This is a genomic window from Candidatus Pelagibacter communis, assembly GCF_001179925.1.
Classification (GTDB): Bacteria; Pseudomonadota; Alphaproteobacteria; order Pelagibacterales; family Pelagibacteraceae; genus Pelagibacter; species Pelagibacter ubique_E.
In genome coordinates, this window is sequence record NZ_CVSF01000032.1 from 1 (window position 1) to 25,176 (window position 25,176).

The window sequence follows — 25,176 nt, forward strand, 5'->3', positions numbered from 1 at the left end:
ATTTGTGATGTTGATGTAGGAGAAAAAGAAATAAAAAAAGTTGTTTGTGGTGCTGAAAATGCAAAAAAAGGATTAATTACAGTCTATGCTCCTCCAGGAGCAATTATTCCTAAAACTAAAACAAAATTAGTGGTTGCCAAAATTAGAGAGGTTGTTTCTTATGGGATGCTATGTTCAGAGTCTGAATTAGATATATCTAATGAAAGTAATGGAATAATTGAATTATCATTAAGAAAATACGGAAAAAATATAGGAAAAAGTTATTTTTCAAAATTAAATTTAAATTTAATAGATTTATCAATAACACCCAATAGACCTGATTGTCTTGGTGTCAGGGGAATAGCCAGAGATCTTGCTGCTGCTGGGTTTGGCAAGATGAGGAATGTTAAGGAAAAAAAAATTAAATCAAAATCAAAACAATTATTAAAGGTAAAAATAAAAAAAGAAAAAAATCAAGGTTGTGTAGCTTTTGGAAGTTGTTTAATTACTAACGTAAAAAATACTGATAGCCCTCAATGGTTAAAAGATAAGTTAATTTCTGTAGGCCAAAAGCCAATTTCAGCAATAGTTGATATTACAAATTATGTCATGCTTGATAATAATCGTCCATTACATGCTTATGATGCAGATAAAATAAAAGGTGGCATTATAGTTCGAAATTCTAAATCTGGAGAAAAATTTTCAGCTCTTGATAATAAAAATTATAATTTAGAAAGCGGCATGTGTGTAATAAGTGATGATGAGGGTGTTTTGGGGCTAGGAGGAATTATAGGAGGCACTAGATCAGGAACAGAATTTAATACAAAAAACATATTATTAGAGTCAGCTTATTTTGAACCTAGATCTATAAGAAAAACGGCAAAAAAATTGAATATTGATACAGACGCAAAATTTAGATTTGAAAGAGGCATAGATCCATTATCCATCGAAAATGGTTTAAATAAAGCGGCATTATTAATTAAGGATATTTGTGGTGGAGAAATAAGCAAAATAGATCTTCAAAAGATTAGAAATTATAAAAAAAGAATAATTAAATTTGATTATAATTTATTTTATAAGATATCTGGGTTTAAAATTTCAATTAATGAAAAATTAAAGATTTTAGAAAATCTTGGCTTTGAAATTAAAAAAGAAAAAAAATATTTAAAATTAATTGTTCCTTCATGGAGACCTGATATTTCTCAAGACGTAGATATTGTTGAGGAATTAGTGAGAATGACTGGATATGATAAAATTAAGGTTATAAATCCAATTAAAATCAGAACTAAAACTACTTTAACCAGATCTCAAAAATTATTTCATTTCTTACAAAGAGCAATAGCTTCTAAAGGTTATTTAGAGGCTATAACATGGTCATTTACAGATGCAAATTACAATAACCATTTCAAAAATAAAAATAAAGAAATTAAAATAATTAATCCAATAAGTTCTGAGTTAAGTGTTTTAAGAAATTCTATATTTTCAAATTTGATTATGTATATGAGCAAAAATATTGATAGAGGTATAAAGGATTTATCAATATTTGAAATAGGTCCAATTTTTTATGGATATAATCCAGGTCAACAGAATACAGTAATCTGTGGTCTTTCAGCGGGTAAAAAATTTAGATCTTCTTGGATTGATAATGAGAGAGATGTAGATTTATTTGATGTAAAAAGAGACGTTGTCCAAACTTTGGTTGAGGCAGGCTATAATTCAAATAAATTTTTTATAGATAGCGAGACTCCTAATTATTACCATCCTGGAAAATCGGGTAGATTATTTTTAAATAAGGAAAAAGATAAGGTTGCATCCTATTTTGGTGAAATTCATCCAAGTATTTTAAAAAAAATAGATTTAAAAACTGAGTCTTTAGTAGGCTTTGAAATCTTTTTTGATAATTTAAAACTTCCTAAAAAATCTTTAAACGATCAAAAAATAAAGTTTAGTGTTTCTGATTTTCAAAAATCCGAGAGAGATTTTGCATTTATAGTTAATAAAGATGTTAAAGCTCAAGACTTAATAAATGCGGTTTCAAGTGTAGACCAAAATTTAATTAGTAATATAAAAATATTTGATGTTTACGAAGGTGAACACATTCCTGATAATCAGAAATCGATTGCAATAAATGTAACAATACAGTCGTTAGAAAAAACATTGAATGATAGTGATTTAGAAAAAATTAATAATTCAATAATTAAAGCAGTTGAAAATAGAACTGGTGCTAAAATTAGATCATAAAATTTATGAGCACTATCGATAATATAAGAAACTTTGCAATTATAGCACATATTGACCATGGAAAATCAACTATTGCCGATAGAATTATTCATAAATGTGGTGGATTATCAGAAAGAGAGATGAAAGCTCAAGTTTTAGACTCTATGGACATTGAGAGAGAAAGAGGAATCACAATTAAGGCTCAAACAGTAAAATTAAATTATAAAGCAAAAGATGGAAAGGATTATATCCTTAACATTATAGATACCCCAGGCCATGTAGATTTTAGCTATGAAGTTAGTAGATCTTTATATGCTTGCGAGGGATCAATTTTAATAGTGGATAGCACACAAGGTGTAGAGGCTCAAACTTTAGCGAATGTTTATCAAGCTCTGGATATTAATCATGAAATCATACCTGTATTGAATAAAATAGATCTTCCAGCATCAGATACAGATAGAACAAAAAAACAAATTGAGGATGTTATAGGAATTGATACGAGTGATGCAGTCAATTGTTCAGGAAAAACAGGTGAAGGTATTGAAGAAATATTAGAGAAGATAGTAAATTCGCTACCTGGACCAGAAGGTAAACTCTCTGACGATCTTAAGTGTTTATTGGTCGATAGTTGGTATGATACTTATCTTGGTGTTGTAATTTTAGTTAGAGTAATAAATGGAAAAATTACTAAGAATATGAGAATTAAAATGCTTTCAACAGATCAAGACTATATAGTAGAAAAAGTTGGAGTTTTTACCCCTAAAGCAAAAGATATAAATGAATTAAATTCTGGTGAAATTGGTTTTATAACTACGGGAATAAAAGTACTATCAGAAACCAAAGTTGGGGATACAATTTGCGATGCTACAAAACCAAAAGTAGAGGCATTGCCTGGATTTAAGCCCAGTAAACCAGTGGTATTTTGTGGTTTATTTCCTGTAGACAGTTCTGAGTACCAAAAATTAAAAGATGGTTTGGCTAAATTGCAATTAAATGATGCTAGTTTTTCATTCGAAGCCGAGTCTTCTTCCGCGCTAGGATTAGGTTTTAGATGTGGTTTTTTAGGTTTGTTACATTTAGAAATTATAACTGAAAGACTTGAAAGAGAATTTGATGTAAATTTATTAACAACTACACCTGGTGTTGTTTATAAGGTAAATTTGAATAATAATAAATCAATTGATTTACAAAATCCATCAAGTCTTCCAGATCCAACATTCATCAAAAATATCGAGGAACCTTGGATCAAAGCAACTATAATAACACCAGATCAGTATTTAGGATCAATCATTAAACTTTGTCAGGATAAAAGAGGAATTCAAAATAATTTAACATATTCAGGAAATAGAGCAGTATTAAGTTACGAGCTCCCATTGAATGAGGTAGTTTTTGACTTTAATGATCGAATAAAATCAATGACTAGTGGTTATGCGAGTTTTGATTATGAAATCGCAGAATATAGGGAGGGAAGTTTAGTAAAATTAGGAATTTTAGTTAATGGGGAGCCAGTAGATGCTTTAGCAATGATGATACACAAGGATTTTGCCCAAAGAACTGGAAGAGAAGTTTGTGAAAAATTAAAGGATTTAATTCCAAGACATAACTTTATGATACCTATTCAAGCTGCGATTGGAGGAAAAATTATAGCAAGAGAAACAATTAAAGGTTTTAAAAAAGATGTATTAACGAAAATTCACGGTGGCGGAGCAACGGATAGAAAAAGAAAATTATTAGAAAAACAAAAGAAAGGTAAAGCCAGATCTAAACAATTTGGTCGTGTAGAAATTCCTCAAGAGGCATTTATTGGAGTATTAAAAATAAATAATGAAAAATAGGAAAACTAATGTCAAAAATTTTTGATTGTATAACATTTTTTGATAATAACTATATGTTCAATTTGAGGTACAAAATTTTAAATAAATACGTAGACTACTTTGTTATTTGTGAATCATTGTATGACCATACCGGAAAAAGAAAAAAAAAAAAATTTATTTGGAAGAATGAATACAATAAAAAAAAAATTATTTATATATTATTGAAAGATCCATTTCCAAAAAAAAATGATAGATGGAAAAATCAAGCAATACAGAGAGAATATTTGTTAAAAAAATTGAAATTTGCCTCACCTGAAGATTATATTTTTTTTTCGGATCCAGATGAAATCATGAGACCAGAAAAACTTAAGAATTTTAAATTAGAAAAAAAGTATGGAATCTTTTTACAAGATTGTTTTAACTATAAATTTAATCTTTTCAATCCTTATGAGTCACCATGGGAAGGAAGCCGAGTTGTAAAAAAAAAAAATTTAAAATCAATAAATTTTATGAGGCAAAAAATATTGTCAAAAAATTTAAGAAAAGTTTTTAAGTTCAATATTGAAAAAAGTATAGAAATCATAAAAAATGGTGGATGGCATTTTAATAATATTATGGATCCTGAACAAATTTCTTTAAAATTAAAAACTTTTGCTCATTCCGAATTTTCTGGTAAGAAATTTAGCTCTATTAAAGTTATTAAAAGCAAAATTAAAGAAAAAAAAGACTTATTTGATCGAGGCCATGTTTATAAAAAAATTAAAATAAATAAAAACTTTCCAAAATTTTTATTAAAAAACAAAAGTAAGTATAAAAAATTTATAATATAAATTTTTTGGAGATGTGTGAGAGTGGTTTAATCAGCACGCTTGGAAAGTGTGTGTACTTAAATAGTACCGTGGGTTCGAATCCCACCATCTCCGCCGATATTACTTAATTATACTTTCGTCAAAAAACGTAATTGTACAAGTTTTTGTTCTAAAATTTTTCATAAACCAAAAGGGCATAAATCTCTCTGCCAAAAATCCATATATTCTAATTTTATTATATCCACTCAATTTTTTATATTTGAATGCCTCTTCGCATTTGAATAACCATGGAAATATTTCATCATAAAACTTCAATAAAATTTTAAAATTTTTACAAATAAACATATTGTAAGGATATAATAAATACCCATTCATATATTTTTTAAAATCGTTTTGATATTTTTTTGGCATCAAATCTATTGCCCTATCTAAAAAAAAGGATCCATGAAAAACTCTAAATTGATCTTCAAGAGTGTTATTGTTGAATAGCATTGACGGCTTTTTTATAACTTCAAGTAAATTAAGTTTTAATAGTTTTATATTTTTTATTTTTTTGAAAATTAATGGTTCACCAATTATTACATCATAATTTTCCCAACTATTTTGAGGTTTATTTATAATAATTTTTTCTAGCTCGCTAAAATTATCAATTTTTGTTTTATCTGATTTTGTCCAAAATCTTCTATATGTACAGAACCCTATCCAGTCATTGTGATTTGAAATTAAATTTTTATTTTTCCATAAGTTGTAGTGAAAAGTGTATTCTCCAAAATATAAATTTTTTTTAGAAATATTATCACCAATTTTATCGTTAAGCCAATTTTTATCGTATTCATTATCACCTAAACCTACTGGTGTTAAATTTAGTTTTTTAAATTTTTCATAGTTTTTGTTTAAAATTGAAATACAGAAAATTTTCATAAATTATTAAGTAAAAATTAATACATTTTAAACTATATTTTTATAATAGTTATTAACTTATTTTTTGTTTGAATAAGCATTGTTTTTAGAGACTTATTTAATAACTTAAATTCACTTAATTAATTAAATTTAAAGAATTTTAATTAAAAAATGTTATAAATAATGTTTCCAATAATAAAATATGGCAAATAATAAATCATATCAAGCAGACTCAATTAAAGTACTTAAAGGTCTTGAAGCGGTTAGAAAAAGACCAGGAATGTACATCGGAGATACTGATGATGGAACTGGTTTACATCATATGGTTTATGAAGTTGTTGACAATTCAATTGATGAAGCTTTAGCAGGTTACTGTAACCATATATTAGTTAAAATAAATTCTGAGGGTACTGTAACGGTAAAAGATAACGGTCGTGGAATTCCTGTAGATATACATAAAGGTGAAAAAAAATCTGCAGCTGAAGTAATTATGACACAATTACATGCTGGTGGAAAATTTGATCATGATTCATACAAAGTCTCTGGAGGCTTACATGGAGTTGGTGTTTCTGTTGTCAATGCTTTATCTGAAAAATTACAATTAGAAATTAATAGAGATGGTAGAAAATATTTTATTGAATTTAAAGATGGTGAAGCAAAAAAGTCTCTTAAAGAAACTGGTAAATCAAAAGAAACTGGTACACAGATAACGTTTTTGCCATCAAAAGAAGTTTTTTCTTCAATTAAGTTTAGTGCAAATATTTTGATTAAAAGAATGAGAGAATTAGCATTTTTAAATAAAGGGATTAAGATTACTTTCATAGACGCCTCTCAAAAAAAAGAGAAAACTCATGAATTTAAATTTAATGGAGGAGTGTTAGAATTTGTAGATTTTTTAGATGAAAAAAGAGAAAAGTTACAAAATAAAAATGGTAATGATTTATTTAAAAAGCCTATTTATATAGAAGGTAAGAGAAATAATGTTGAAATAGAATGTTCACTAAAATGGAACGCAGGTTATTCAGAAGATGTTCTTCCTTATACTAACAACATATATCAAAAAGACGGTGGAACACATGTGTTGGGTTTTAGGAGTGCACTAACTAGAATAATTAATAAGTACGCAAATGAACATAATCTTTTAAAAAAAAATAAGTTAGCTATTTCTGGTGATGATATAAAAGAAGGATTAACTTGTGTATTATCTGCAAAAATTCCTGATCCAAAATTTTCTTCTCAAACTAAAGATAAGTTAGTTTCTTCAGAGGTAAGAATGATTGTTGAAACAATTATAAATGAAAAATTATCAATTTGGTTTGATCAAAATCCGTCCTTATCTAAAATTATACTCGCCAAAATTATTCAAGCCGCAGTAGCTAGAGATGTTGCTAGAAAAGCTAGGGAGAGTGTAAGAAGAAAAGGTGCTTTAGAATTAAGTGGGTTACCTGGAAAATTAGCAGACTGTCAAATCGGTAAACAAGAAGGCACAGAATTATTTATCGTTGAGGGAGACTCTGCAGGTGGTTCAGCAAAACAAGGTAGGAACAGATCTAATCAAGCAGTTTTACCTTTGAGAGGAAAGATTTTAAATACTTATGTAGAGGATGTTAAACAAAAGAAAAATGGAAGCAAAGACAATTCAGAACAAAGAACCAAAGCTTTATCTAAAATGATCTCATCAAATGAAATTTTAACATTGATAAATGCTTTAGGTTTAGATCCAAAAGCACAAGAGATAGATCTAAAAGATTTAAGATATGGAAAAATTATAATTATGACAGATGCAGATGTTGATGGATCACATATTAGGGCTTTATTATTAACTTTTTTTAACAACAAGCCATTTAATAAACTTATTGAACATGGACATGTTTATTTGGCGCAACCGCCTTTATTTAAAATCAATAAAGGTTCAAAAGGGATTTATATTAAAGATGAGAAAGAACTTGAAGAATACATAATTGACAATAATAAGAATTTTAAAAAGTTAAAAAAAGGTTCTAAAGAATTTTTAAATGAGATGAATTTTGAAAAATCTAAAATGAATATTCAAAGATTTAAAGGATTAGGAGAGATGAATCCAGAGGAGTTGTGGAGCACTACACTTGATCCTGAAACAAGAAATTTAATACAAGTTCAATACTCCAAGGACCTAAAAAAAGATCAAAATTTGATTCATACATTGATGGGCAATGATGTTGCCTTAAGGAAAGATTTTATTATTAATAATTCTATAAATGTCCAAAATTTAGATATATAAAATGAAGTTTTTTCAAACTTCAAAGTATCATTTTTTTAAAAAATCAACGTATATTAGTTTAAGATGGATAGGTATAATTGGACAACTAATATCAATTTATTTTGTTTATTTTGTTTTAAATTTTAAGTTTGACTTTCTTGTTTCAAATTTGATAATTTTTTTAGGAATTTTAAGTAATTTATATTTAATCTTTATTTATCAAAAAACTCAATTATCAGACAGATCAGCATTTTTATTTTTAGTAATAGATATATTACAACTTGGTGCTTTGCTTTATCTAACTGGTGGTGTTACAAATCCATTTGTAATCTTTTTAATAATACCAAGTGTTTTTTCATCTTCAAATTTGAGCTTTAAAACCAATTTGTTATTAGTATTTTTAACTATATTTACAATTTTTATTTTAACATTCTATTCTTTAGACTTACCCTCTCCAATTAGTGACCATTTTCACGTAAGTCCATATTATTTTTATTCTATACCAATCGCTCTCATTATTGCTTTGATATTTTTAAATTATTTGGCGATGACATTCGGAAAACAATCAAGGTTAAGAAGAGAAGCACTAGCAAAAATGGAAGAGGTAATGGCCACTGAGCATGAACTTTTATCTCTTGGTGGTCAAGCTGCGGCAGCAGCACATTCTTTAGGCACACCTTTATCTACAATAAAAATAATTACTCAAGATCTTATCAAACAATTTAAAGGACAGGTAGAGATTGAAAAAGATATTGAATTGTTAGCCAGTCAGATAGAAAGATGTAACCAAATTTTAAAACGATTGACCTTAAATCCAGTAGAGGAAGATGAATTTATAGATAAAGACCTTTCAATGAAAGATTATATAAGTGAAATTATTTCATCCTTCAAAGAAATTAGCAAAAAAAAATTTATTTTTAATTTTGATCAATATTCAAATTCCAAGAAAATTACAAAGTCTTTAGAAATTGTTTATGGTTTAAGAAACTTTATTGGGAACGCTAATAAATTTTCAGAAAAAAATGTTTTCATAAATCTTAAGAGCGATAGCGAAACTACTGAAATTGTAATTGAAGATGATGGCTTTGGTTTTCCAAAAGATATATTGTCTAAGATAGGAGAGCCATATTTAAAATCGAATGATACAAAAGATAAATCAAAAACAGGCCTAGGTCTAGGTTTGTTCATTGGTAAAACATTATTAGAAAAAAATTTTGCAACAATAAATTGTAGAAATTCTAAGACTCAAAAAGGAGCAGAAATTATTATTAAATGGAAAAACAAAGATTTATTCAATATTTAATGAAACTTTTTTTTCGTATCAAATAATGAACTTAATTGTGAAATCATTACATCACCTAATTCATTAACATCAGTTATTTTAATTGCTCGATTATAATATCTTGATACATCATGACCTATTCCAATTGCTAAAACTTCAATTTCTGTTTTTTCCTCAACAAATTTTACAATTTTTTTAAGATGTTTTTCTAAAAAATCTCCGGAATTTACTGATAAAGTAGAGTCGTCGACAGGTGCACCATCAGAAATTACCATTAATATTTTTCTTTCCTCTTTTCTTTTTTTCAATCTAGAAAAAGCCCAACTAATAGCTTCTCCATCAATGTTTTCTTTAAGCAAGCCTTCTTTTAACATTAGTCCAAGATTGCCTTTAGCTTGTCTCCAATGAGTATCTGCACTTTTATATACAATATGTCTTAAATCATTTAATCTACCTGGAGTTTTTGGTTTTTCATTTTTATTCCAAAACTCTCTGCTCTGACCTCCCTTCCAATTTTTAGTAGTAAAGCCTAAAATTTCAACTTTAACTGAACAACGTTCTAGAGTTCTAGACAAAATATCTGCACATATCGCTGCAATAGTAATTGGCCTTCCTCTCATTGAGCCAGAGTTATCAATCAAAAGAGTAACTACAGTGTCTTTGAAGTCTAAATCTTTCTCTTTTTTAAAAGATAAAGAATTATAAGGATCCATAATTATTCTTGGAAGTTTTGAACTATCTAATAATCCTTCTTCTAAATCAAACTCCCATGCTCTATTTTGTTTTGCTAAAAGCTGTCTTTGTAATTTATTTGCAAGTTTTGTAACCACATCCTGAAATCCAATGAGTTGTTGATCTAAACTTTTTCTAAGTTTGTTTGTTTCATCAGTATTTTCTAAATTTTCTGCTTTGACAATTTCATCAAATTTTGTTGTATAAACTTTGTAATCAAGGTTCAAATCATTGATATTTTTCTTCTGTATTACTTGTTCCGAACTTTGTTTATCAGAGTCCGTATCGACTAGTTGTTCATTTAATTGATAATCATCAATATCATAGTCAGAATCTAGGCTTGTTTCAGTTTCTTGGTCTTTATTTTGATCTTTTTTATCTTCATTTTCACTTTCCTCATCATCGTTAGATGGATTATCTTGACCTTGATCTTGATTTTCCTCTTGAGACTCTTGATTATCATCATTTTGAAAGATATCCATATCTTGTAAAATTTTTGAAAATTTAGAACTATATGCATTTTGATCTTCAAAATTATCTTTTAAAAATTTGATATGTTTATTTATTGATTGATCAAATTCTTTCTCCCAAAAATTTAGCATTTTAGAAGATAGCGAATTAAGCTCAATATTGTAAAAATGCTTTAGCATATACAATTCAAAAGCTTCTGTGATTGGCACATCTTCTTTTGTTTTTAATTGGTCTTTTCTTTTTAAGTTGATGATTTGGCTATAATTATCACTAAGGTTTTTTTCAATACCCTTTAGCATTTTACCACCCAAAGTTTCATATCTTGTTTTTTCAGCTATTGCATATAATGGTCTACAGCTTGAGTTATTAGGAGCGTTTTTTTTATAAATTTCATCGTTAGAAAATTTTTTTTTAAGTGCAGCTGAGTCAGCTTCTGCTCTTGCTTTAATAAAATCGCTTTTACTATTAAGATTATCTAACTCGAAAAAATCAAATTTATTTGAGCTTTTATTATCCTCATGTTTTTTAATTTCAAAATCATCAGAAATTACTCTGATTGTTGAGGCCAAAGCCTGTCTTAATTTTTCTTTAAGATTTGTTCCTTTGTTGCTCATCAAATCTGAATATTTAGCAAAGACTCTGGTAAATCTTCACCAAAACATCTTTGATAATATTCTGCGATAGTGTTTTTTTCCATGTCATCGCATTTATTTAAAAATGTCACTCTAAAAGCGTAACCAATATCTTTAAATATTTCTGCATTATCAACCCAGTGCAAAACAGTTCTTGGACTCATTACAGTAGAAATATCTCCACTTATAAATCCTTTTCGAGTTAGAGAGGCAACTTTAATCATATTTGCAACTTTTTCTTTACCCTTGGGATTATTCAAATTTTTATTTTTTGCTAAAATTATTTCCATTTCTCTTTCAAGACTTAGGTAATTTAGTGTTGTAACAATATTCCATCTATCCATTTGACCTTGATTTATTTGTTGAGTTCCGTGATAAAGACCAGTTGTATCACCCAAGCCAACGGTATTTGATGTTGCAAATAATCTAAAATATTTATTTTGTTTTATAACTTTGTTTTTATCTAATAATGTGAAATTACCCTCGGCCTCCAGAACTCTTTGAATTACAAACATTACATCTGGTCTTCCTGCATCATATTCATCAAATACTAAAGCAACAGGATTTTGAATTGACCAAGGTAAAATACCCTCATTAAATTGAGTTACTTGTTTTCCATCTTTTAAAACAATAGCATCTTTGCCTATTAGATCTATACGGCTTATATGGCTATCTAAATTTACTCTAATACATGGCCAATTTAATCTTGCAGCAATTTGTTCAATATGCGTGGATTTCCCTGTACCATGATAGCCTTGAACTAAAACTCTTTTATTAAATGCAAATCCAGAAATTATTGCAAGCGTTGTATCACGATCAAATTTATAATTCTTATCAATTTCTGGAACATAATCACTTTTTTTAGAAAAAGCATCAACTTCCATATTAGAGTCTATACCAAAGGTCTGTTTAACTGAAATTTTTATATCTGGTTGTGAGTTAATATTAGGTGTCAATTTTTTCCTTATAAGTGTTTTTCAGTTGAGTATAAGCTAAAGTTATTTGTTTTAGTTTTTCCTCGTATTTTTTATTTCCAGCATTTATATCTGGATGAAATTTTTTGACAAGGATTTTGAATTTATCTTGAATTTTTTGCCATTTTAAACCCACAGAAACTCCTAGAATACTAAAGGCTTTTATATCTTTGTGATCAAATTTAAATTGACGCATATGATTGTATTCACCTTTAAATTTATCTTTATCTAATTCATCCTTGAGGGTGTTATTCCATAAAACTTTAAAAAAATTATCAGAAGAACTAAAACTTTGTGTGGGCTTATGCCAAATCATATCGGATTTTAAAAAATTAATAACCTGATCATCATTCATCCCTGAGAAATAGTTCCAATTTTTGTTGAATTCTTTTACATGCTCCAAGCATAGCATACGATATTTTTTGCTATTATCCTTTTCAACAGGTGCTTTATATTCCCCCACTTTTTTACAATTATTCCAGTCACAAATTATTTTCATGATATAATAATTAATATTTATGGATATAAATGCTTTAATTGCAATTGTAAAAAAAAAATTAAATAATGAAATTATTAATGATCAAATCAAAGTAGAGGACAAGTCATTTCTTCACAAAAACCATTCAGGTAATCAAAAAGATAAATTTCATTTAAAAATTACAATATTTTCAGATGAACTAAAAAAGCTGGACAAAATAGAGAGCAATAGGAAAATATTTAAAATTTTAGATAAAGAGATGAAACAGTATATTCATTCTTTGCAAATTTTAATCAACTAATTCTTTAATTAAAAATTTTTTGATTTTTATACTATTATATTCTTTGTCAATTACGGCTGAGCCAATTTTCTTAAGTAGAATAAGATTTATTCTTTCTGAGAAATTCTTTTTATCTTTTTTCATAAAATTTAATATTAAATTTAAATCCTTCAATGAAAAATAAGATTTAATGTTAAATGGTAAATTTGTATTTTGTATATCATTTAATATCTTATTAAATTCTTTAAATTTAATTAGTCTTATATCAAAACTAAATTTGAGTGCCGTAACCATTCCTAATATTACCGCTTCACCGTGATTAAGTTTATTTGAATACCCAAGAGCTGCTTCAAAAGCGTGAGCAAAAGTATGGCCAAAGTTTAATATCTTTCTAAAATTTTTTTCTTTTTCATCTTTTTCAACAACTGCTTTTTTGATTTTACAACTTTCTAAGATAGCTTTTTCAATAAATGGACTTTCTAAATTTATAATTTTTAAAGAATTATTTTTTAAATAGTTATAAAAAACCTTATTTAAAATAAGAGAGTGTTTTAAAATTTCGCCGTATCCACAAACAATTTCTCTTTTAGGTAAAGATTTTAAAAATTCAGTATCACTGATTACTATTTTAGGTTGATAAAAACTTCCTATAAGATTTTTACCTTCTTTAGTATTGACACCTGTTTTACCGCCTACTGAAGAATCTACTTGGGATAGTAAAGTTGTTGGAATGTTAATAAATCGTAATCCTCTTTTGTAAAGACTAGCAGCAAATCCACCAACGTCTCCTGTAATACCACCGCCAATAGTAATGACGCAATCATTTCTTGAAAAATTTTTGTAAAGTAAAATTTTTAAAATTTTGTTAATGTTTTTTAAATTTTTATTTCTTTCCTTAGCTGTAAATAAAAATTTAGATATTTTTTTTTTATTTAAAGACTTAGTTATTTTAGAAACCATTTTAGTGGGAACTTTTTTATCAATTACCAGAAGACACTGATTAAAGGATATTGAATTTTTGTTAAGATATAAGCTTAAGTTTTTAACTATATTGGAGCCAATCATTATTGGATAGTTATTAGATTTAGTTTTTATTTTAAGGTTTATAGGTTTCATAAAATTTTATAACTTTTTTAACAATGTCATTTTTTGTTTGATTATCACATTCAATTTTACACATAGCTTTTGAATAAACAATAGATCGATTTTTTATAAGATCTTCTAGTTCATTTTTTGATGCTTTCAGTGCAATGGGTCTTTTTTTACTATCTTTAATTCTATCAACTAACGTTTTAGTTTCCCAGCTAAGCCAGAAAGAAATATGATTATTTAAAATTTCTTTTTTAACTTTATTGTTTAAAAAGGTGCCGCCCCCAAGAGAAATCACAATTTTATTTTTTTTTAGCATTTTGAGTGTGATCAATTCTTCAATTTTTCTAAAATATTTTTCACCTTTATTCTCAAATATTTCTGAAATCGTCATACCAATCTTTTTTTCAATTTCTTGGTCTATATCAATAAAATCAATATTAAGTTTTTTTGATACTAAAGAGCCTATTGAAGACTTGCCTGAACCCATCATGCCCAAAAAAACTAAATTTTTTTTTGATTTCATATGTTTCTGTATTGAAAAAACACAAATATGTCTTAATTTGATTTTAACCAACGATATATGCAATTTACAAGAAATACAAGTTCAAGGCAACGTGCTACTAATTTAATTATTAAATTAGGCTTTGTAATAGTTTTATTTCTTGGAGGAGTTTTCCTTTTAAGCAAAGTGGATTTTCCAGCACCAAAAAAAGAAATAGAAAAAATAATTCCTAATGAAAATTTTAAAATTGTTAAATAATAAATATTTATCAATTATATTAATTTTTTTTTTACTCAGTTTTAATCTTAGCTCTGAAGAAAAACCTGTTGATATATGGAATATTGATCAAAATAAAATTGACAAAACTAATTCCGATCAAAATAATATTAAAATTGTAAATGAACAAATTACGCAATCAAGCGTATATGATCAGCAATCTCAAAAAGAAATAGATTCAGTTCAAATAGACTTATCATTAAAGTCACAAGAAATTAAAATAATAGGTCTTTATGATCCTGAAGACTTTGATCTTAAAATCGATTTGTGGTCTAATTCTAATGGAGATCAATTAAAATATCTTTTTTCTAATTTATTAAATTTAGATTTATCAAAAGATGCTTCAGAATTATTGAATATTGTTTTATTAACAAACTCGTACTATCCAGAAATAAATTTTACAAAAAAAGAATTTTTAAAAATAAAATCTGATTGGCTTATTAAAAATAAAGATAGAGATTTAATTCAGGAATATTTGATCAAAAATCAAATATTAAATTTACACCCAGAATTAAGTCGTTATTTGGTTGATCAATTTTTATCTGAGTCTAATATTGAAAAAGCATGTGAATTTTTTTTAAAAAATTCTGAATTGATAAAAGATGAATATTTATCAAAATTTAATCTTTATTGTTTAATCAATGCTGGAAGAATAGACGAAGCTCAACTAATTTTTGACTTAAAAAAAGAGCTTGGATTTAAAGATGAATATTTTGAGAAGAAACTAAATTATTTATTTAATTTTACTGACGAACCTGAGTTGAATATTTCAGAAGCCTCAATTTTAGATTTTCATTTAGCTCACAGAACAAATCCTAATTTTATCTTTGAACCAAAAAAAAATACAGATCCATTAATTTGGAAATATTTATCTACTTCGAATTTACTTTACAAGGTCGAGGATATAGATATCATTAATTTAGATAAAATCTCATTAATTGAACAAGCCACTCATGATAAAAACTACTCTGAAAAAGATTTGTTTTCTCTGTATAAACGATTTCAATTTAATGTAAATCAACTTTTGAATGTTTCTGAAGCCTACAAATCGCTTTTAAATGTGGAAGCTAGAGCTTTAGTTTATCAAAGAGTCTTATTAGAATCTGATACTAAAAATAAATTAGAATTGTTAAAACTTTTAAAAGAACTATTTATTAAAGATAATTTTTCAAACGCATTTGATGAGGAATTAAAAAAGTTTTTAAAAGAAATAGAACCTGATGAGATACCATCTAATTTTACAACATTTTACTATGAGAATTTGTCTGAGAAAGACAATAAATTAGAAGATATTAAATTTAGCAAAGATATTCTTCATCAATCAAAATTAGTTAATTATTTTAATGGAGATTTTGCAAAGTCCAAATTTGAAAAAGATTTAAATAATTTTCTAAAAAAAATAAAGAAAGATAAAAAGTATGTTTTATCTAAAAAAGATATAATTTTTATTGAGTCGATTAAGTCAGATGGAATAAAAATCCAAAAAAAATATGATGATCTTTATGAAATTAGTGATTCCGAAATGCCAACCGACATTCAAGTGATGATTAATAATAACGAAATAGGCTCTACTTTGTTGAGAATCATCGAAGTTATAGGTCAAGATGAACTTGATGCATTAGATGAAGATACATTGTACTTTATAATAAGTGCTCTTAATCAATTAGATATTGACTATATTAGGAATCAAATTTTATTAAAAGTTCTGCCTTTAAAAGTATAAAAAATAAATTAAGATAGAAGATATTATGGCAGTAAAACCAATATTAACAGAACCAAATAAAATCTTAAGACAAATTTCAAAGTCTGTTGATAAAGTAAGAACAGAAGAACAAAAATTAATGAACGACATGTTAGATACTATGTATGCTGCAAACGGCATAGGTCTTGCAGCTATTCAGATTGGTGTTCCAAAAAGAATAATTGTAATGGATATAAGTAAAGATCCTAATAAAAAAGAACCAAGATATTTTGTCAATCCAGTAATAAAAAATAAAGATCTTAAAAAAGCAACGTATGAAGAGGGCTGTTTGTCTGTTCCAAATCAATTTGCTGAAATTGATCGACCTAGTAAATGTGAAGTAGAATATTTAGATTATAATGGTAAAAAACAGTTTTTAAAAGCAGAAGGATTACTGGCGACATGTATTCAACATGAAATGGACCATCTAGAAGGAATATTGTTTATTGATTATCTTTCAAAATTGAAAAAATCAATGATAATTAAAAAACTTTCTAAACTTAAGTCAAATAGAGCTATTCTTTGATTAATGGTTAAGAAGATTGTTTTTATGGGTACGCCAATGTTTGCTGTGCCAATTTTAAAATCATTGTATCAAAATGGTTATCCTATTTCAAATGTATATACTCAACCACCTCAAAAATCACAAAGAGGACAAAAAATAAATAAGTCCCCTATACAAGGTATTGCTGAAACTTTAAATTTAGAGTTTAGAACACCTCAGTCTTTAAAAAATAATTTAGATGAATATGAATATTTTAGAAATATAAATGCAGACCTTGTTATAGTTGTTGCTTACGGTCAAATTATTCCAAAAAATTTTTTAGAATTATCAAAAAAAGGATTTATAAACATTCATGCATCTCTGTTACCAAAATGGAGAGGAGCAGCGCCAATTCAACGATCTATAATGAATCTTGATCAAGAAACAGGTATCAGCATTATGAAAATTAACGAAAAATTAGATAGTGGCCCTGTATGTAATACATATAGGATTAATTTAAACAGCAAGTTGAATGCAAATGATGTTACTGAAAAACTTTCATTAATTGCTGCGGAAAAGATATTAGACAATATAGACGAAATTCTTGAGGATAAAGCAAAATTTGTTGAACAAGATCAAACAAAAGCAACATACGCATCTAAAATAGAAAAGACAGAGGGCAAAATTGATTGGAACGATACCGCTGAGATAATCATAGGTAAAATTAACGGTTTGTATCCAACTCCTGGTGCTTTTTTTATTTTTAAAGGAGAGAGATATAAAATATTAAAAGCTGAAATTGGAAATGGAATTGGAAATCCTGGGGAAGTAGTTTCAGACTATATGGAAATTGTATGTGGAAATAACCAATCAATTAAGATTATTGAAATTCAGAGACAAGGAAAAAAAACACAAAAAGTAGAAGAATTTATACTTGGATCAAAAATTAAAAAAGGAACAAAAATTTAAATGGTAAGATATCAGTTACTTATTGAATATGTTGGTACAAATTTTAGGGGATGGCAAATTCAAAAAAAGGGCTTAACTATTCAAGGACATATTCAGAAAAATATTTCAAAACTTTTAAAAGAGAAAATAATTTTAATTGGCTCAGGAAGAACAGATACAGGAGTTCATGCAATTGAACAATCTGCTCATTTTGATTGTAAAAATGAAATTAAATTTTTGAATAAATTTTTGAAATCAATAAATTATTTTTTAAATGATAAGGGTATTTCGATTAAAAGAATTAAAAAAAAGAGCAATGAATTTCACTCAAGGTTTTCTGCAAAACAACGAATTTATAAATATGTAATTTTTAATCAAGTAAGTGCTCCAGTGATAGAAAAAAAAAGAGGCTGGCATGTAAGAAAACCACTAGATATCTCATTGATTAAAAAAGGTGCAAAAAAACTTGTTGGAACCTATGATTATTCAACATTTAGATCTTCAAGTTGCCACGCAAAAAGCCCTATCAGAACCATTAAATCAATTAAAATTAAGTCTTTAAAAAACAAGATAGAGATAGAATTTAAATCACAATCATTTTTGCAACAACAAGTAAGATCTATGGTTGGATGTTTAAAATATTTAGGTGAAAAAAAATGGGACCTTAAAACTTTTGATAAAGTTTTTAAGTCCAAAAAAAGATTATTGTGTGCACCTCCTGCACCACCAGAGGGTTTATTTTTAGCTAGGGTAATTTATTAGTTTTTTTATTTTTCATTGAAAATTTTTTATTAATTCGCCATCTAGATTCAGCTCTAACAATGTAACCACAACAATTTTTAGATTTACATTTACAAATAAATTGTTTGTAATTTTTATCAAAGCCAAATCCATAATCACAAGTGAACTCTTCACCTTTTTTGATATCTCTTATAGCTTTAACCCAAATTTTAAGACCTTTTCCTTCATAATCACAATTATTATCACAGGAGTGATTTATTAATCCTGCTATATTCCAAGAAAAATCTCCGTCAAGATCATATTTTTTGTTAATTGTGAATAAATAAATTGGTTTTTTATTATCATATTTACTTGAGTCTTCAGATTTTTTTTTCGTTATTAGTTTTCCAACATAATCAATTATTTTTGTTCCTTTTTTTATATTTTTAGTTGCATAAAGTCCTTTACCTTTTTTATCAATTCTAGATTTTTTAATTGCATATATCTTCATAAAGATTATTTTAAGATAAATTTTAAAAATTATTAATTGAATTCTAACAACGCATCAATATGTCTTTTGGTGTCATCCTGAAGAGCCTGCAAGTCATATCCACCTTCTAAGATAGAAACTACTTTCCCATTACAAAATTTTTTTGATGACTCTAAAATTCTTTTTGTAATGAGATAGAAATCTTCTGTTTTAAGATTGAATTGTGCTAATGGATCTCTAAAATCTGAATCAAAACCTGCACTAATTAAAACAAATTCTGGCTTAAATTTATTTAGTTTTTTTAGCGCAAAATCAAAAGCATTTAAATATTCTTCTGAATTTGTGCCAGCAGGTAATGGAAAATTGCAAATATTATTAAATTTACCTTTTTCTTTTTCGGAGCCTGTTCCTGGATAGTAAGGATATTGATGAGTTGATATGAATAAAACATTTTCATCATTATAAAAAATATCTTGTGTACCATTACCGTGATGAACATCAAAATCTATAATAGCAACTTTTTTATATTTATATTTGTTTAGTAGATATTTAGCACCTATTGCTACATTATTTAAAATACAAAAACCTGCTGCTTTGTTTTGATTAGAATGATGACCCGGAGGACGCACATTACAAAAAGCATTTTTGAATTCTTTATTTTGTATACCATCTATAGCTGTAATTATTGAGCTAGCTGCATCAAATGTAGCTTGTTTACTTCCAGGTGAAATAATTGTATCGCCATCCAATGAAGAGAAACCTTTAGAGGGAAAAGAGTTTTTTATTAAATTAACATATTCGGCATCATGTGTATCTATGATAATATCATCTGTAATAGTAGAGGGTGTTTTCCATAATAAATTTTTATTATTTAATTTTTTTAAATTTTCATTGATTACAGTAACCCTTGCTATCTGTTCTGGATGTCCAGGACCAGTGTCATGATTTTGATATGTTTCAGAAGTAATTAAACCAGTTTTCACTTAAAGTAATTTTGTAAAATATATTTATAGATCTTGGTTAAATTTTTTAAATCTTTTAAAGATACCGCCTCATCAACTTTATGCATGGTTTTTCCCACTAAACCAAATTCTAAACCTGGTGATATTTTTCTAATAAATCTTAAATCCGAGGTACCACCTGTAGTGGATAATTTTGGCTTAATATTTGTCACTTGTTTAATAATATCTTGAATCATTAAAGTTGTTTTATTTGCTTTTGTTAAAAATGCTTCACCAGATACTCTGTATTCAATTTCGTATTTAGATTTATTTTTTTTAGTAATTTTTTTAAAAATATTATTAAGTTTTTTTTTTAAAGAAGTCGATGAATGCTTGTTATTAAATCTTATATTAAACGTAGCTTGAGCGATCGCAGGAATAACATTATCTGCTTTGTTATCAATATTTATTTTAGTCACTTCTAAATTTGTAGGCTGGAAATCCTTGGTGCCATTATCAAATTTAATTTCCTTTAATTCTTTTAAAATATTTACGATTATTGTTGAAGGATTATTTGCCCTATGAGGATATGCTACATGTCCCTGTAATCCAAATATTTTTAATTTACCAGTTAAACTACCTCTTCTACCGATTTTAATCATTTCACCTAATTTATTTGGATTTGTTGGTTCCCCAACTAAACAGAAGTTAATTTTTTCTTTCTTTTTTTTTAAAAAATTTACAACTTTTTTTGTTCCATTTACTGCGTCGCCTTCTTCATCACCTGTTATTAGTAAACTTATAGAACCATTAAAATTTTTATTTTCATTCAAAAATTTACTTACTGCTGAGATAAAGGAAGCTATAGAACTTTTCATATCATTTGCTCCTCTTCCTATTAGATGACCTTGTTTCACAGATGGTTTGAAAGGGTTAATTGTCCAGTCTTTAATATTTCCAGGAGGAACAACATCCAAATGACCAGCATAACAAAAATTAGGTTCTTTTGTTCCTAATCTTGCATATAAATTTTTAACAGGTTGAAAGTTTTTTTCTTTAAATTCTAGTACTTTTGTTTTGAATCCTAATTTTTTTAAATTCTTCTCTAAAAATTTCATTACTCCTGCATCAACTGGAGTTATAGATGGAAACTTGATTAGCTCTTTAGCTAATTGTAATTCATTTAAAACTTTCATTTTAATCTCTTAAAAGGTCGTTTATAGATGTTTTTGATCTTGTTTTTTCATCAACTTGTTTAATTATTACTGCACAATATAATGAAGGTGCTGATGAATCATTTTTGTTAGGTAAAGACCCAGGAACAACTACAGAGTAAGGTGGAATTTTTCCATAAGTAATTTTTCCAGTTTTTCTATCAACTATTTTAGTTGATTGACCAATGTACATACCCATACTTAGAACTGAACCTTCTCCAACAATTACACCTTCCACAACTTCTGACATAGCTCCCAAAAAAACATTATCTTCAATTATGGTTGGCAATGCTTGTGCCGGTTCTAATACACCGCCTACTCCTGAACCTGCAGAAATATGACAATTTTTTCCAATTTGACAACAACTACCTGCTCTAGCAAATGTATCTATCATTGTTCCTTCATCAATATAGGCACCTATATTTACGTAACATGGCATTAGTACAGCATTTTTTCCGATGAAAGAACCTTTTCTTACAGGTGAATTTGGCACCATTCTAAAACCGGCTTTTTCATGATCCTCTTTAGACCATCCTGCGGTTTTACCTTTTAATAAATGAGCTTTGTCATACCAACTACTATATGGGCCATTTAAATTTTCCATCGGATAAATTCTAAAGCTTAACATAATTGCTTTTTTTAAATATTGATGAGTTATCCATTCACCATTAATTTTTTCAGCTACTCTAGATTTTCCACTATCCAAATCACTGATTACCTGATTAATTGCATCTTTAAGTGATGGATCTGAATTTTGATTGACTTTCTCTTTTTTTTCCCAAGCATCATTTATAATATTTTCTAAAGACATAATTTACTTACTTTTTAATAGCCTTATTTCTTTTAGAAATAAAGATAGATTTTCAATTTTGTGAGAAATATATTCTTTATCAGAATCCAGTTTTCCAAATTGTTCATCATTAATTAACCAAACGGTTATGCACCCACGTTCATGGCCAATACTTAGATTTTTAGCGATATCCTCTATATAAATGGTCTGTTTTGGATCAATACCAAATTTCTTTACCATAAGGTCAAAAGTTTTTGCCTCAGGCTTCGGTACATATCCAGCATCTTCAATATCGAATACTTTTTCTCTTCCAAATAAGTCATATACTCCAAGATGTGTCAAAATATTTTTTGCATGATTAGCACTTCCATTTGTAAAAATAAATTTTTCCATATCTAATTTTTCAAGTTCATTCCTCATAACTTTATCTTCTTTCATAAATGAAAGATCTATAGTGTGAACATACTCTAAAAAGTCTTGAGGCGGTATATCATGATGTATCATAAGGCCATTTAAACTTGTATTATATTTATAAAAATAATTTGTTTGAAGTTCCTTTGCTGCCTTCATATCTATCTTAAGTCTTTCAGAAATAAACTTAGTCATTCTTTTTGATACTTGACCAAATACTTTTTCTAAAGAATAATTATTATGTTTCCCGTAACATACACCGTCTAAATCGAGTAAAAGATATTTTTTGTCCTGTAAATTCATTTTCTAATTAATGTTCCTGATCCTTTATCAGAGAAAATTTCCCACAAACATGAATGTTGTTTTGTACCATTGATAATCCCAACAGCAGTAACTCCGTTATTAACGGCATCTAGGCAAGCATTTATTTTAGGTATCATACCTTCAGTAATGATTTCATCATTAATCATCTTTAAAATTTCAGATGAAGATATTTCCTCTATAAGATTCTTTTCTTTATCTAGTACGCCATCTACATTTGTCATCAACAGCAATCTTCTTGATTTTAAAGATTTCGCAACTGCCATTGCAGCTGTGTCTCCATTTATATTATGTGTTTGATTATTTCTATCCAAACCTAACGGTGAAATAATAGGAATTTTATTTTGTTTAATTATGTTTAATAATAAATCATGATTAATCTTATTTGGTATTCCAACAAACCCAAGTTCATGTGCCTCTGGCACAACATGAATGATATTATTTTTTTTTGTATGTAATGAGATAGCTTCTGAACCTTTTTCTTGTAAAGAGTTTACAATATCAATATTAAAGTCAATTAAAACTGACTCAACAATATCTATAATTTTTTTATCTGTTACTCTAAGCCCTCTTATAAACTTGGATTGAATATTAGATTTATCTAATTCTCTTTTAATTCTTGGTCCACCTCCATGCACTACCACAACAGAAAGACTTAATTTGTTAAGTATACTTATGTCAGTTATAAAATTATTAAATATCTTTCTATCAATTAAAACATTGCCACCATATTTTATTACTATTAAATCATTTTTGTACTTTTCTATATATTTTGTTACTTCACTTATTGGCGGTCCATTTTTGGGAAGTATTTTCTCTAGATCCATTAATTTATAATTTACTTTTAAAAATTTTAGGTTGTAGTTTTTATAGTTGTACGCTTCATGATGAACAGTTGTTGAGCCATTGTTAAAATATTGTTTACTGTCCAATAAATCACTAAGCCAGCTGGGAAGGGTGCTAAAATAACTGTTAAGAAAAGAGGAAAAAACATAAATATTTTTGCTTGTATTGGATCAGTAGGCGCCGGATTTAATTTTTGCTGAATCCACATTGAAACTCCCATAGCAACTGGCCATGCACCTATTATTAAAAATGATGGAACATCGTATGGTAGTAATCCAAATAAATTAAATATCGATGTTGGATCACGCTCTGATAAGTCTTGAATCCAGCCATAGAATGGCATTTGCCTCATTTCAATCGTAACAAACAATACTTTGTATAAAGCAAAAAAAACTGGTATTTGAACTAGAATTGGAAGACATCCTGACATAGGATTAACTTTTTCCTTCTTATAAAGTGCCATCATTTCCTGCTGTAGCTTCATTTTATCATCTTTATGAAGTTCTTTAAGACGAACCATTTCAGGTTGAAGTGCTTTCATTTTTGCCATACTTCTAAAAGAAAAGTTAGCTAGTGGAAAAAAAACTAATCGAATACAAATTGTGATGGCAATTATTGCTAAACCATAATTTCCAAGTAATTTAAAGAAATAATCAATTCCGTAAAAAAGAGGCTTTGTAATAAAATATAAAAAGCCCCAATCGATTACTAAATCAAACTTATCTATATTTAATTGTTTTGCATAACCATCTACAACATCGACTCTTTTTGCAGCTATAATGATTTGCATCTCTTCTTCAATAAAAGAATTACTGTCGAGTTCAATAGGTTGAGTTGCAATATAATTTGCCCTAAATTTATTTTTAAAATCAAAAGTAGTTTTGAACTCTGTATTTCTTGGAGGTACAATAGAACTTATCCAATATTTATCTCCAATACCAAACCAGCCTTTGTTAGCATTTTTACTAAATTTTTCCTCTTCTATATCATCATAATCCTCCTCAATAAGTTCACCATCGAGTGCAGCTAGCATACCTTCATGTAAAATATAAAAATTTGAGAGCCCCTCTGGCATCTTGTTTCTTATAATTTGACCATATGAATAAAAATCAAATTTTTTCTTAGTTGTATTGCTTACTTTTTGTTTGATAGTAAATAAAAATTTATCGTCTAATGAAATTTCTTTTTCAAATTTTATACCTTGATTATTAGTCCAAGATAATTTTATTGGAGTTTGTTCAGTTAATTTATTATTCTCTTCAACCAACCACAAAGTCTCAGAATTTGGAATATCAATGTTTTTATCTGAGGTAACAAAGCCACTTTCTATAAAATAACCATCTTCTGTATTTCTAGGATTTAATAAAGTTACATTTATATTACTTTCTAATTCGGTATTATATTGTTTGAATGTAAGATCATCTATAATTGCACCTTTTAGAGATATTGAACCTATGATATTATTATTTTCAAATATTATTCTATCACTTTGATTTATTGCTTCGTCTCTAGAAATTTGAACTAAAGACTCTTTTTTTTCTAAGCTCGGGGTATCTGAATTTTTTTTAATTATAGTATTTTCTGAAAGAT

The 25,176-nt window shown here is 27.4% G+C and carries 23 protein-coding genes and 1 tRNA gene; 11 read left to right on the top strand and 13 right to left on the bottom strand.

From position 1 onward, the window contains the following. From pheT to AMN70_RS02275, 4 genes are all read left to right on the top strand, one after another. Window positions 1-2,220, top strand: a 2,220-nt coding sequence (gene pheT / locus AMN70_RS02260) for a phenylalanine--tRNA ligase subunit beta (RefSeq protein WP_075501390.1), incomplete at its 5' end; no start/stop codon positions are given. 5 nt (window positions 2,221-2,225) lie between these two features. Next, a complete protein-coding gene (lepA, locus tag AMN70_RS02265) occupies window positions 2,226-4,034 on the top strand; it encodes a translation elongation factor 4 (protein WP_075501391.1) in 1,809 nt (602 codons plus the stop codon). 8 nt (window positions 4,035-4,042) lie between these two features. After that, window positions 4,043-4,843, top strand: a complete 801-nt coding sequence (locus AMN70_RS02270; RefSeq protein WP_075501392.1) for a glycosyltransferase family 17 protein — start codon at window positions 4,043-4,045, stop codon at window positions 4,841-4,843. 7 nt (window positions 4,844-4,850) lie between these two features. After that, window positions 4,851-4,936: transfer RNA gene (locus AMN70_RS02275), tRNA-Ser, on the top strand. Between the two features lie 6 nt (window positions 4,937-4,942). Here AMN70_RS02275 and AMN70_RS02280 read toward each other — a convergent pair. Then, window positions 4,943-5,743 (bottom strand): DUF4422 domain-containing protein, encoded by an 801-nt coding sequence (locus tag AMN70_RS02280; protein ID WP_075501393.1) that lies wholly within the window; start codon window positions 5,741-5,743, stop codon window positions 4,943-4,945. A gap of 181 nt (window positions 5,744-5,924) precedes the next feature. On the opposite strand from AMN70_RS02280, the gene AMN70_RS02285 reads away from it, so the two are divergent. Together AMN70_RS02285 and AMN70_RS02290 are read left to right on the top strand one after the other, a co-directional pair. Next, on the top strand, window positions 5,925-7,982 hold the full coding sequence (locus tag AMN70_RS02285; protein WP_075501394.1) for a DNA gyrase subunit B: 2,058 nt from the start codon (window positions 5,925-5,927) through the stop codon (window positions 7,980-7,982). 1 nt (window position 7,983) lies between these two features. After that, complete coding sequence (locus tag AMN70_RS02290; RefSeq protein ID WP_075501395.1) at window positions 7,984-9,264, top strand: ActS/PrrB/RegB family redox-sensitive histidine kinase; 1,281 nt, start codon at window positions 7,984-7,986, stop codon at window positions 9,262-9,264. Here the strand turns inward: AMN70_RS02290 and AMN70_RS02295 are convergent. From AMN70_RS02295 to AMN70_RS02305, 3 genes are read right to left on the bottom strand one after another with little or no spacing between them, the layout of a single operon-like run. Then, window positions 9,261-11,060, bottom strand: a complete 1,800-nt coding sequence (locus AMN70_RS02295; protein ID WP_075501396.1) for a cobaltochelatase CobT-related protein — start codon at window positions 11,058-11,060, stop codon at window positions 9,261-9,263. The genes AMN70_RS02290 and AMN70_RS02295 overlap by 4 nt on opposite strands. Beyond that, window positions 11,060-12,034 carry a cobaltochelatase subunit CobS gene (cobS, locus tag AMN70_RS02300; protein WP_075501397.1) on the bottom strand — a complete coding sequence of 325 codons (975 nt, stop codon included), beginning with the start codon at window positions 12,032-12,034 and terminating at the stop codon, window positions 11,060-11,062. Before cobS ends, AMN70_RS02295 begins: the two co-directional genes overlap by 1 nt. Next, window positions 12,024-12,551, bottom strand: coding sequence for a J domain-containing protein (locus AMN70_RS02305; RefSeq protein WP_075501398.1), 528 nt, complete (start codon window positions 12,549-12,551; stop codon window positions 12,024-12,026). Before AMN70_RS02305 ends, cobS begins: the two co-directional genes overlap by 11 nt. 19 nt (window positions 12,552-12,570) lie before the next feature. On the opposite strand from AMN70_RS02305, the gene AMN70_RS02310 reads away from it, so the two are divergent. After that, window positions 12,571-12,831 (top strand): BolA/IbaG family iron-sulfur metabolism protein, encoded by a 261-nt coding sequence (locus AMN70_RS02310; RefSeq protein WP_075501399.1) that lies wholly within the window; start codon window positions 12,571-12,573, stop codon window positions 12,829-12,831. Here the strand turns inward: AMN70_RS02310 and aroB are convergent. Beyond that, a complete protein-coding gene (gene aroB / locus AMN70_RS02315; protein WP_075501400.1) occupies window positions 12,820-13,926 on the bottom strand; it encodes a 3-dehydroquinate synthase in 1,107 nt (368 codons plus the stop codon). The two genes, AMN70_RS02310 and aroB, sit on opposite strands and share 12 nt — an antisense overlap. Beyond that, on the bottom strand, window positions 13,907-14,425 hold the full coding sequence (locus AMN70_RS02320) for a shikimate kinase (RefSeq protein WP_075501401.1): 519 nt from the start codon (window positions 14,423-14,425) through the stop codon (window positions 13,907-13,909). The genes aroB and AMN70_RS02320 overlap by 20 nt, the downstream gene beginning before the upstream one ends. A gap of 211 nt (window positions 14,426-14,636) precedes the next feature. On the opposite strand from AMN70_RS02320, the gene AMN70_RS02330 reads away from it, so the two are divergent. The 4 genes from AMN70_RS02330 to truA are packed head-to-tail and all read left to right on the top strand — an operon-like array spanning window position 14,637 to window position 18,615. Continuing rightward, complete coding sequence (locus AMN70_RS02330) at window positions 14,637-16,403, top strand: hypothetical protein (RefSeq protein ID WP_075501403.1); 1,767 nt, start codon at window positions 14,637-14,639, stop codon at window positions 16,401-16,403. Window positions 16,404-16,428: 25 nt separating this feature from the next. Then, entirely contained in the window at window positions 16,429-16,947 is a 519-nt protein-coding gene (gene def, locus AMN70_RS02335; RefSeq protein WP_075501404.1) for a peptide deformylase, read from the top strand. A 3-nt stretch (window positions 16,948-16,950) separates the two neighbouring features. Continuing rightward, window positions 16,951-17,874: a methionyl-tRNA formyltransferase gene (gene fmt, locus AMN70_RS02340; RefSeq protein WP_075501405.1), complete on the top strand. Its 924-nt coding sequence runs from the start codon at window positions 16,951-16,953 to the stop codon at window positions 17,872-17,874. Continuing rightward, window positions 17,875-18,615 (top strand): tRNA pseudouridine(38-40) synthase TruA, encoded by a 741-nt coding sequence (truA, locus tag AMN70_RS02345; RefSeq protein WP_075501406.1) that lies wholly within the window; start codon window positions 17,875-17,877, stop codon window positions 18,613-18,615. Here the strand turns inward: truA and AMN70_RS02350 are convergent. The 7 genes from AMN70_RS02350 to yidC all read right to left on the bottom strand — a co-directional run. Then, window positions 18,599-19,084: an SET domain-containing protein gene (locus AMN70_RS02350; RefSeq protein WP_075501407.1), complete on the bottom strand. Its 486-nt coding sequence runs from the start codon at window positions 19,082-19,084 to the stop codon at window positions 18,599-18,601. The two genes, truA and AMN70_RS02350, sit on opposite strands and share 17 nt — an antisense overlap. Window positions 19,085-19,116: 32 nt before the next feature. Then, entirely contained in the window at window positions 19,117-20,046 is a 930-nt protein-coding gene (locus AMN70_RS02355; protein WP_075501408.1) for a histone deacetylase family protein, read from the bottom strand. Next, window positions 20,043-21,200: a succinyl-diaminopimelate desuccinylase gene (gene dapE / locus AMN70_RS02360; protein WP_075501409.1), complete on the bottom strand. Its 1,158-nt coding sequence runs from the start codon at window positions 21,198-21,200 to the stop codon at window positions 20,043-20,045. The genes AMN70_RS02355 and dapE overlap by 4 nt, the downstream gene beginning before the upstream one ends. Before the next feature lies 1 nt (window position 21,201). Continuing rightward, on the bottom strand, window positions 21,202-22,029 hold the full coding sequence (dapD, locus tag AMN70_RS02365; RefSeq protein WP_075501410.1) for a 2,3,4,5-tetrahydropyridine-2,6-dicarboxylate N-succinyltransferase: 828 nt from the start codon (window positions 22,027-22,029) through the stop codon (window positions 21,202-21,204). A gap of 3 nt (window positions 22,030-22,032) precedes the next feature. Next, window positions 22,033-22,722: a pyrimidine 5'-nucleotidase gene (locus AMN70_RS02370; protein WP_075501411.1), complete on the bottom strand. Its 690-nt coding sequence runs from the start codon at window positions 22,720-22,722 to the stop codon at window positions 22,033-22,035. Beyond that, entirely contained in the window at window positions 22,719-23,567 is an 849-nt protein-coding gene (gene argB, locus AMN70_RS02375; protein ID WP_075501412.1) for an acetylglutamate kinase, read from the bottom strand. Before argB ends, AMN70_RS02370 begins: the two co-directional genes overlap by 4 nt. A 26-nt stretch (window positions 23,568-23,593) precedes the next feature. Next, the coding region (gene yidC, locus AMN70_RS02380; protein WP_075501413.1) for a membrane protein insertase YidC at window positions 23,594-25,176 on the bottom strand (1,583 nt) is incomplete at its 5' end.

Excerpts from the sequence above, each read along its gene's own strand:
- lepA (WP_075501391.1), top strand. The coding sequence starts at position 2,226 with ATGAGCACTATCGATAATATAAGAAACTTTGCAATTATAGCACATATT.
- AMN70_RS02270 (WP_075501392.1), top strand. The coding sequence starts at position 4,043 with ATGTCAAAAATTTTTGATTGTATAACATTTTTTGATAATAACTATATG.
- AMN70_RS02280 (WP_075501393.1), bottom strand. The coding sequence starts at position 5,743 with ATGAAAATTTTCTGTATTTCAATTTTAAACAAAAACTATGAAAAATTT.
- AMN70_RS02285 (WP_075501394.1), top strand. The coding sequence starts at position 5,925 with ATGGCAAATAATAAATCATATCAAGCAGACTCAATTAAAGTACTTAAA.
- AMN70_RS02290 (WP_075501395.1), top strand. The coding sequence starts at position 7,984 with ATGAAGTTTTTTCAAACTTCAAAGTATCATTTTTTTAAAAAATCAACG.
- AMN70_RS02295 (WP_075501396.1), bottom strand. The coding sequence starts at position 11,060 with ATGAGCAACAAAGGAACAAATCTTAAAGAAAAATTAAGACAGGCTTTG.
- AMN70_RS02305 (WP_075501398.1), bottom strand. The coding sequence starts at position 12,551 with ATGAAAATAATTTGTGACTGGAATAATTGTAAAAAAGTGGGGGAATAT.
- AMN70_RS02310 (WP_075501399.1), top strand. The coding sequence starts at position 12,571 with ATGGATATAAATGCTTTAATTGCAATTGTAAAAAAAAAATTAAATAAT.
- aroB (WP_075501400.1), bottom strand. The coding sequence starts at position 13,926 with ATGAAACCTATAAACCTTAAAATAAAAACTAAATCTAATAACTATCCA.
- AMN70_RS02320 (WP_075501401.1), bottom strand. The coding sequence starts at position 14,425 with ATGAAATCAAAAAAAAATTTAGTTTTTTTGGGCATGATGGGTTCAGGC.
- AMN70_RS02330 (WP_075501403.1), top strand. The coding sequence starts at position 14,637 with ATGAAAATTTTAAAATTGTTAAATAATAAATATTTATCAATTATATTA.
- def (WP_075501404.1), top strand. The coding sequence starts at position 16,429 with ATGGCAGTAAAACCAATATTAACAGAACCAAATAAAATCTTAAGACAA.
- fmt (WP_075501405.1), top strand. The coding sequence starts at position 16,951 with ATGGTTAAGAAGATTGTTTTTATGGGTACGCCAATGTTTGCTGTGCCA.
- truA (WP_075501406.1), top strand. The coding sequence starts at position 17,875 with ATGGTAAGATATCAGTTACTTATTGAATATGTTGGTACAAATTTTAGG.
- AMN70_RS02350 (WP_075501407.1), bottom strand. The coding sequence starts at position 19,084 with ATGAAGATATATGCAATTAAAAAATCTAGAATTGATAAAAAAGGTAAA.
- dapE (WP_075501409.1), bottom strand. The coding sequence starts at position 21,200 with ATGAAAGTTTTAAATGAATTACAATTAGCTAAAGAGCTAATCAAGTTT.
- dapD (WP_075501410.1), bottom strand. The coding sequence starts at position 22,029 with ATGTCTTTAGAAAATATTATAAATGATGCTTGGGAAAAAAAAGAGAAA.
- AMN70_RS02370 (WP_075501411.1), bottom strand. The coding sequence starts at position 22,722 with ATGAATTTACAGGACAAAAAATATCTTTTACTCGATTTAGACGGTGTA.
- argB (WP_075501412.1), bottom strand. The coding sequence starts at position 23,567 with ATGGATCTAGAGAAAATACTTCCCAAAAATGGACCGCCAATAAGTGAA.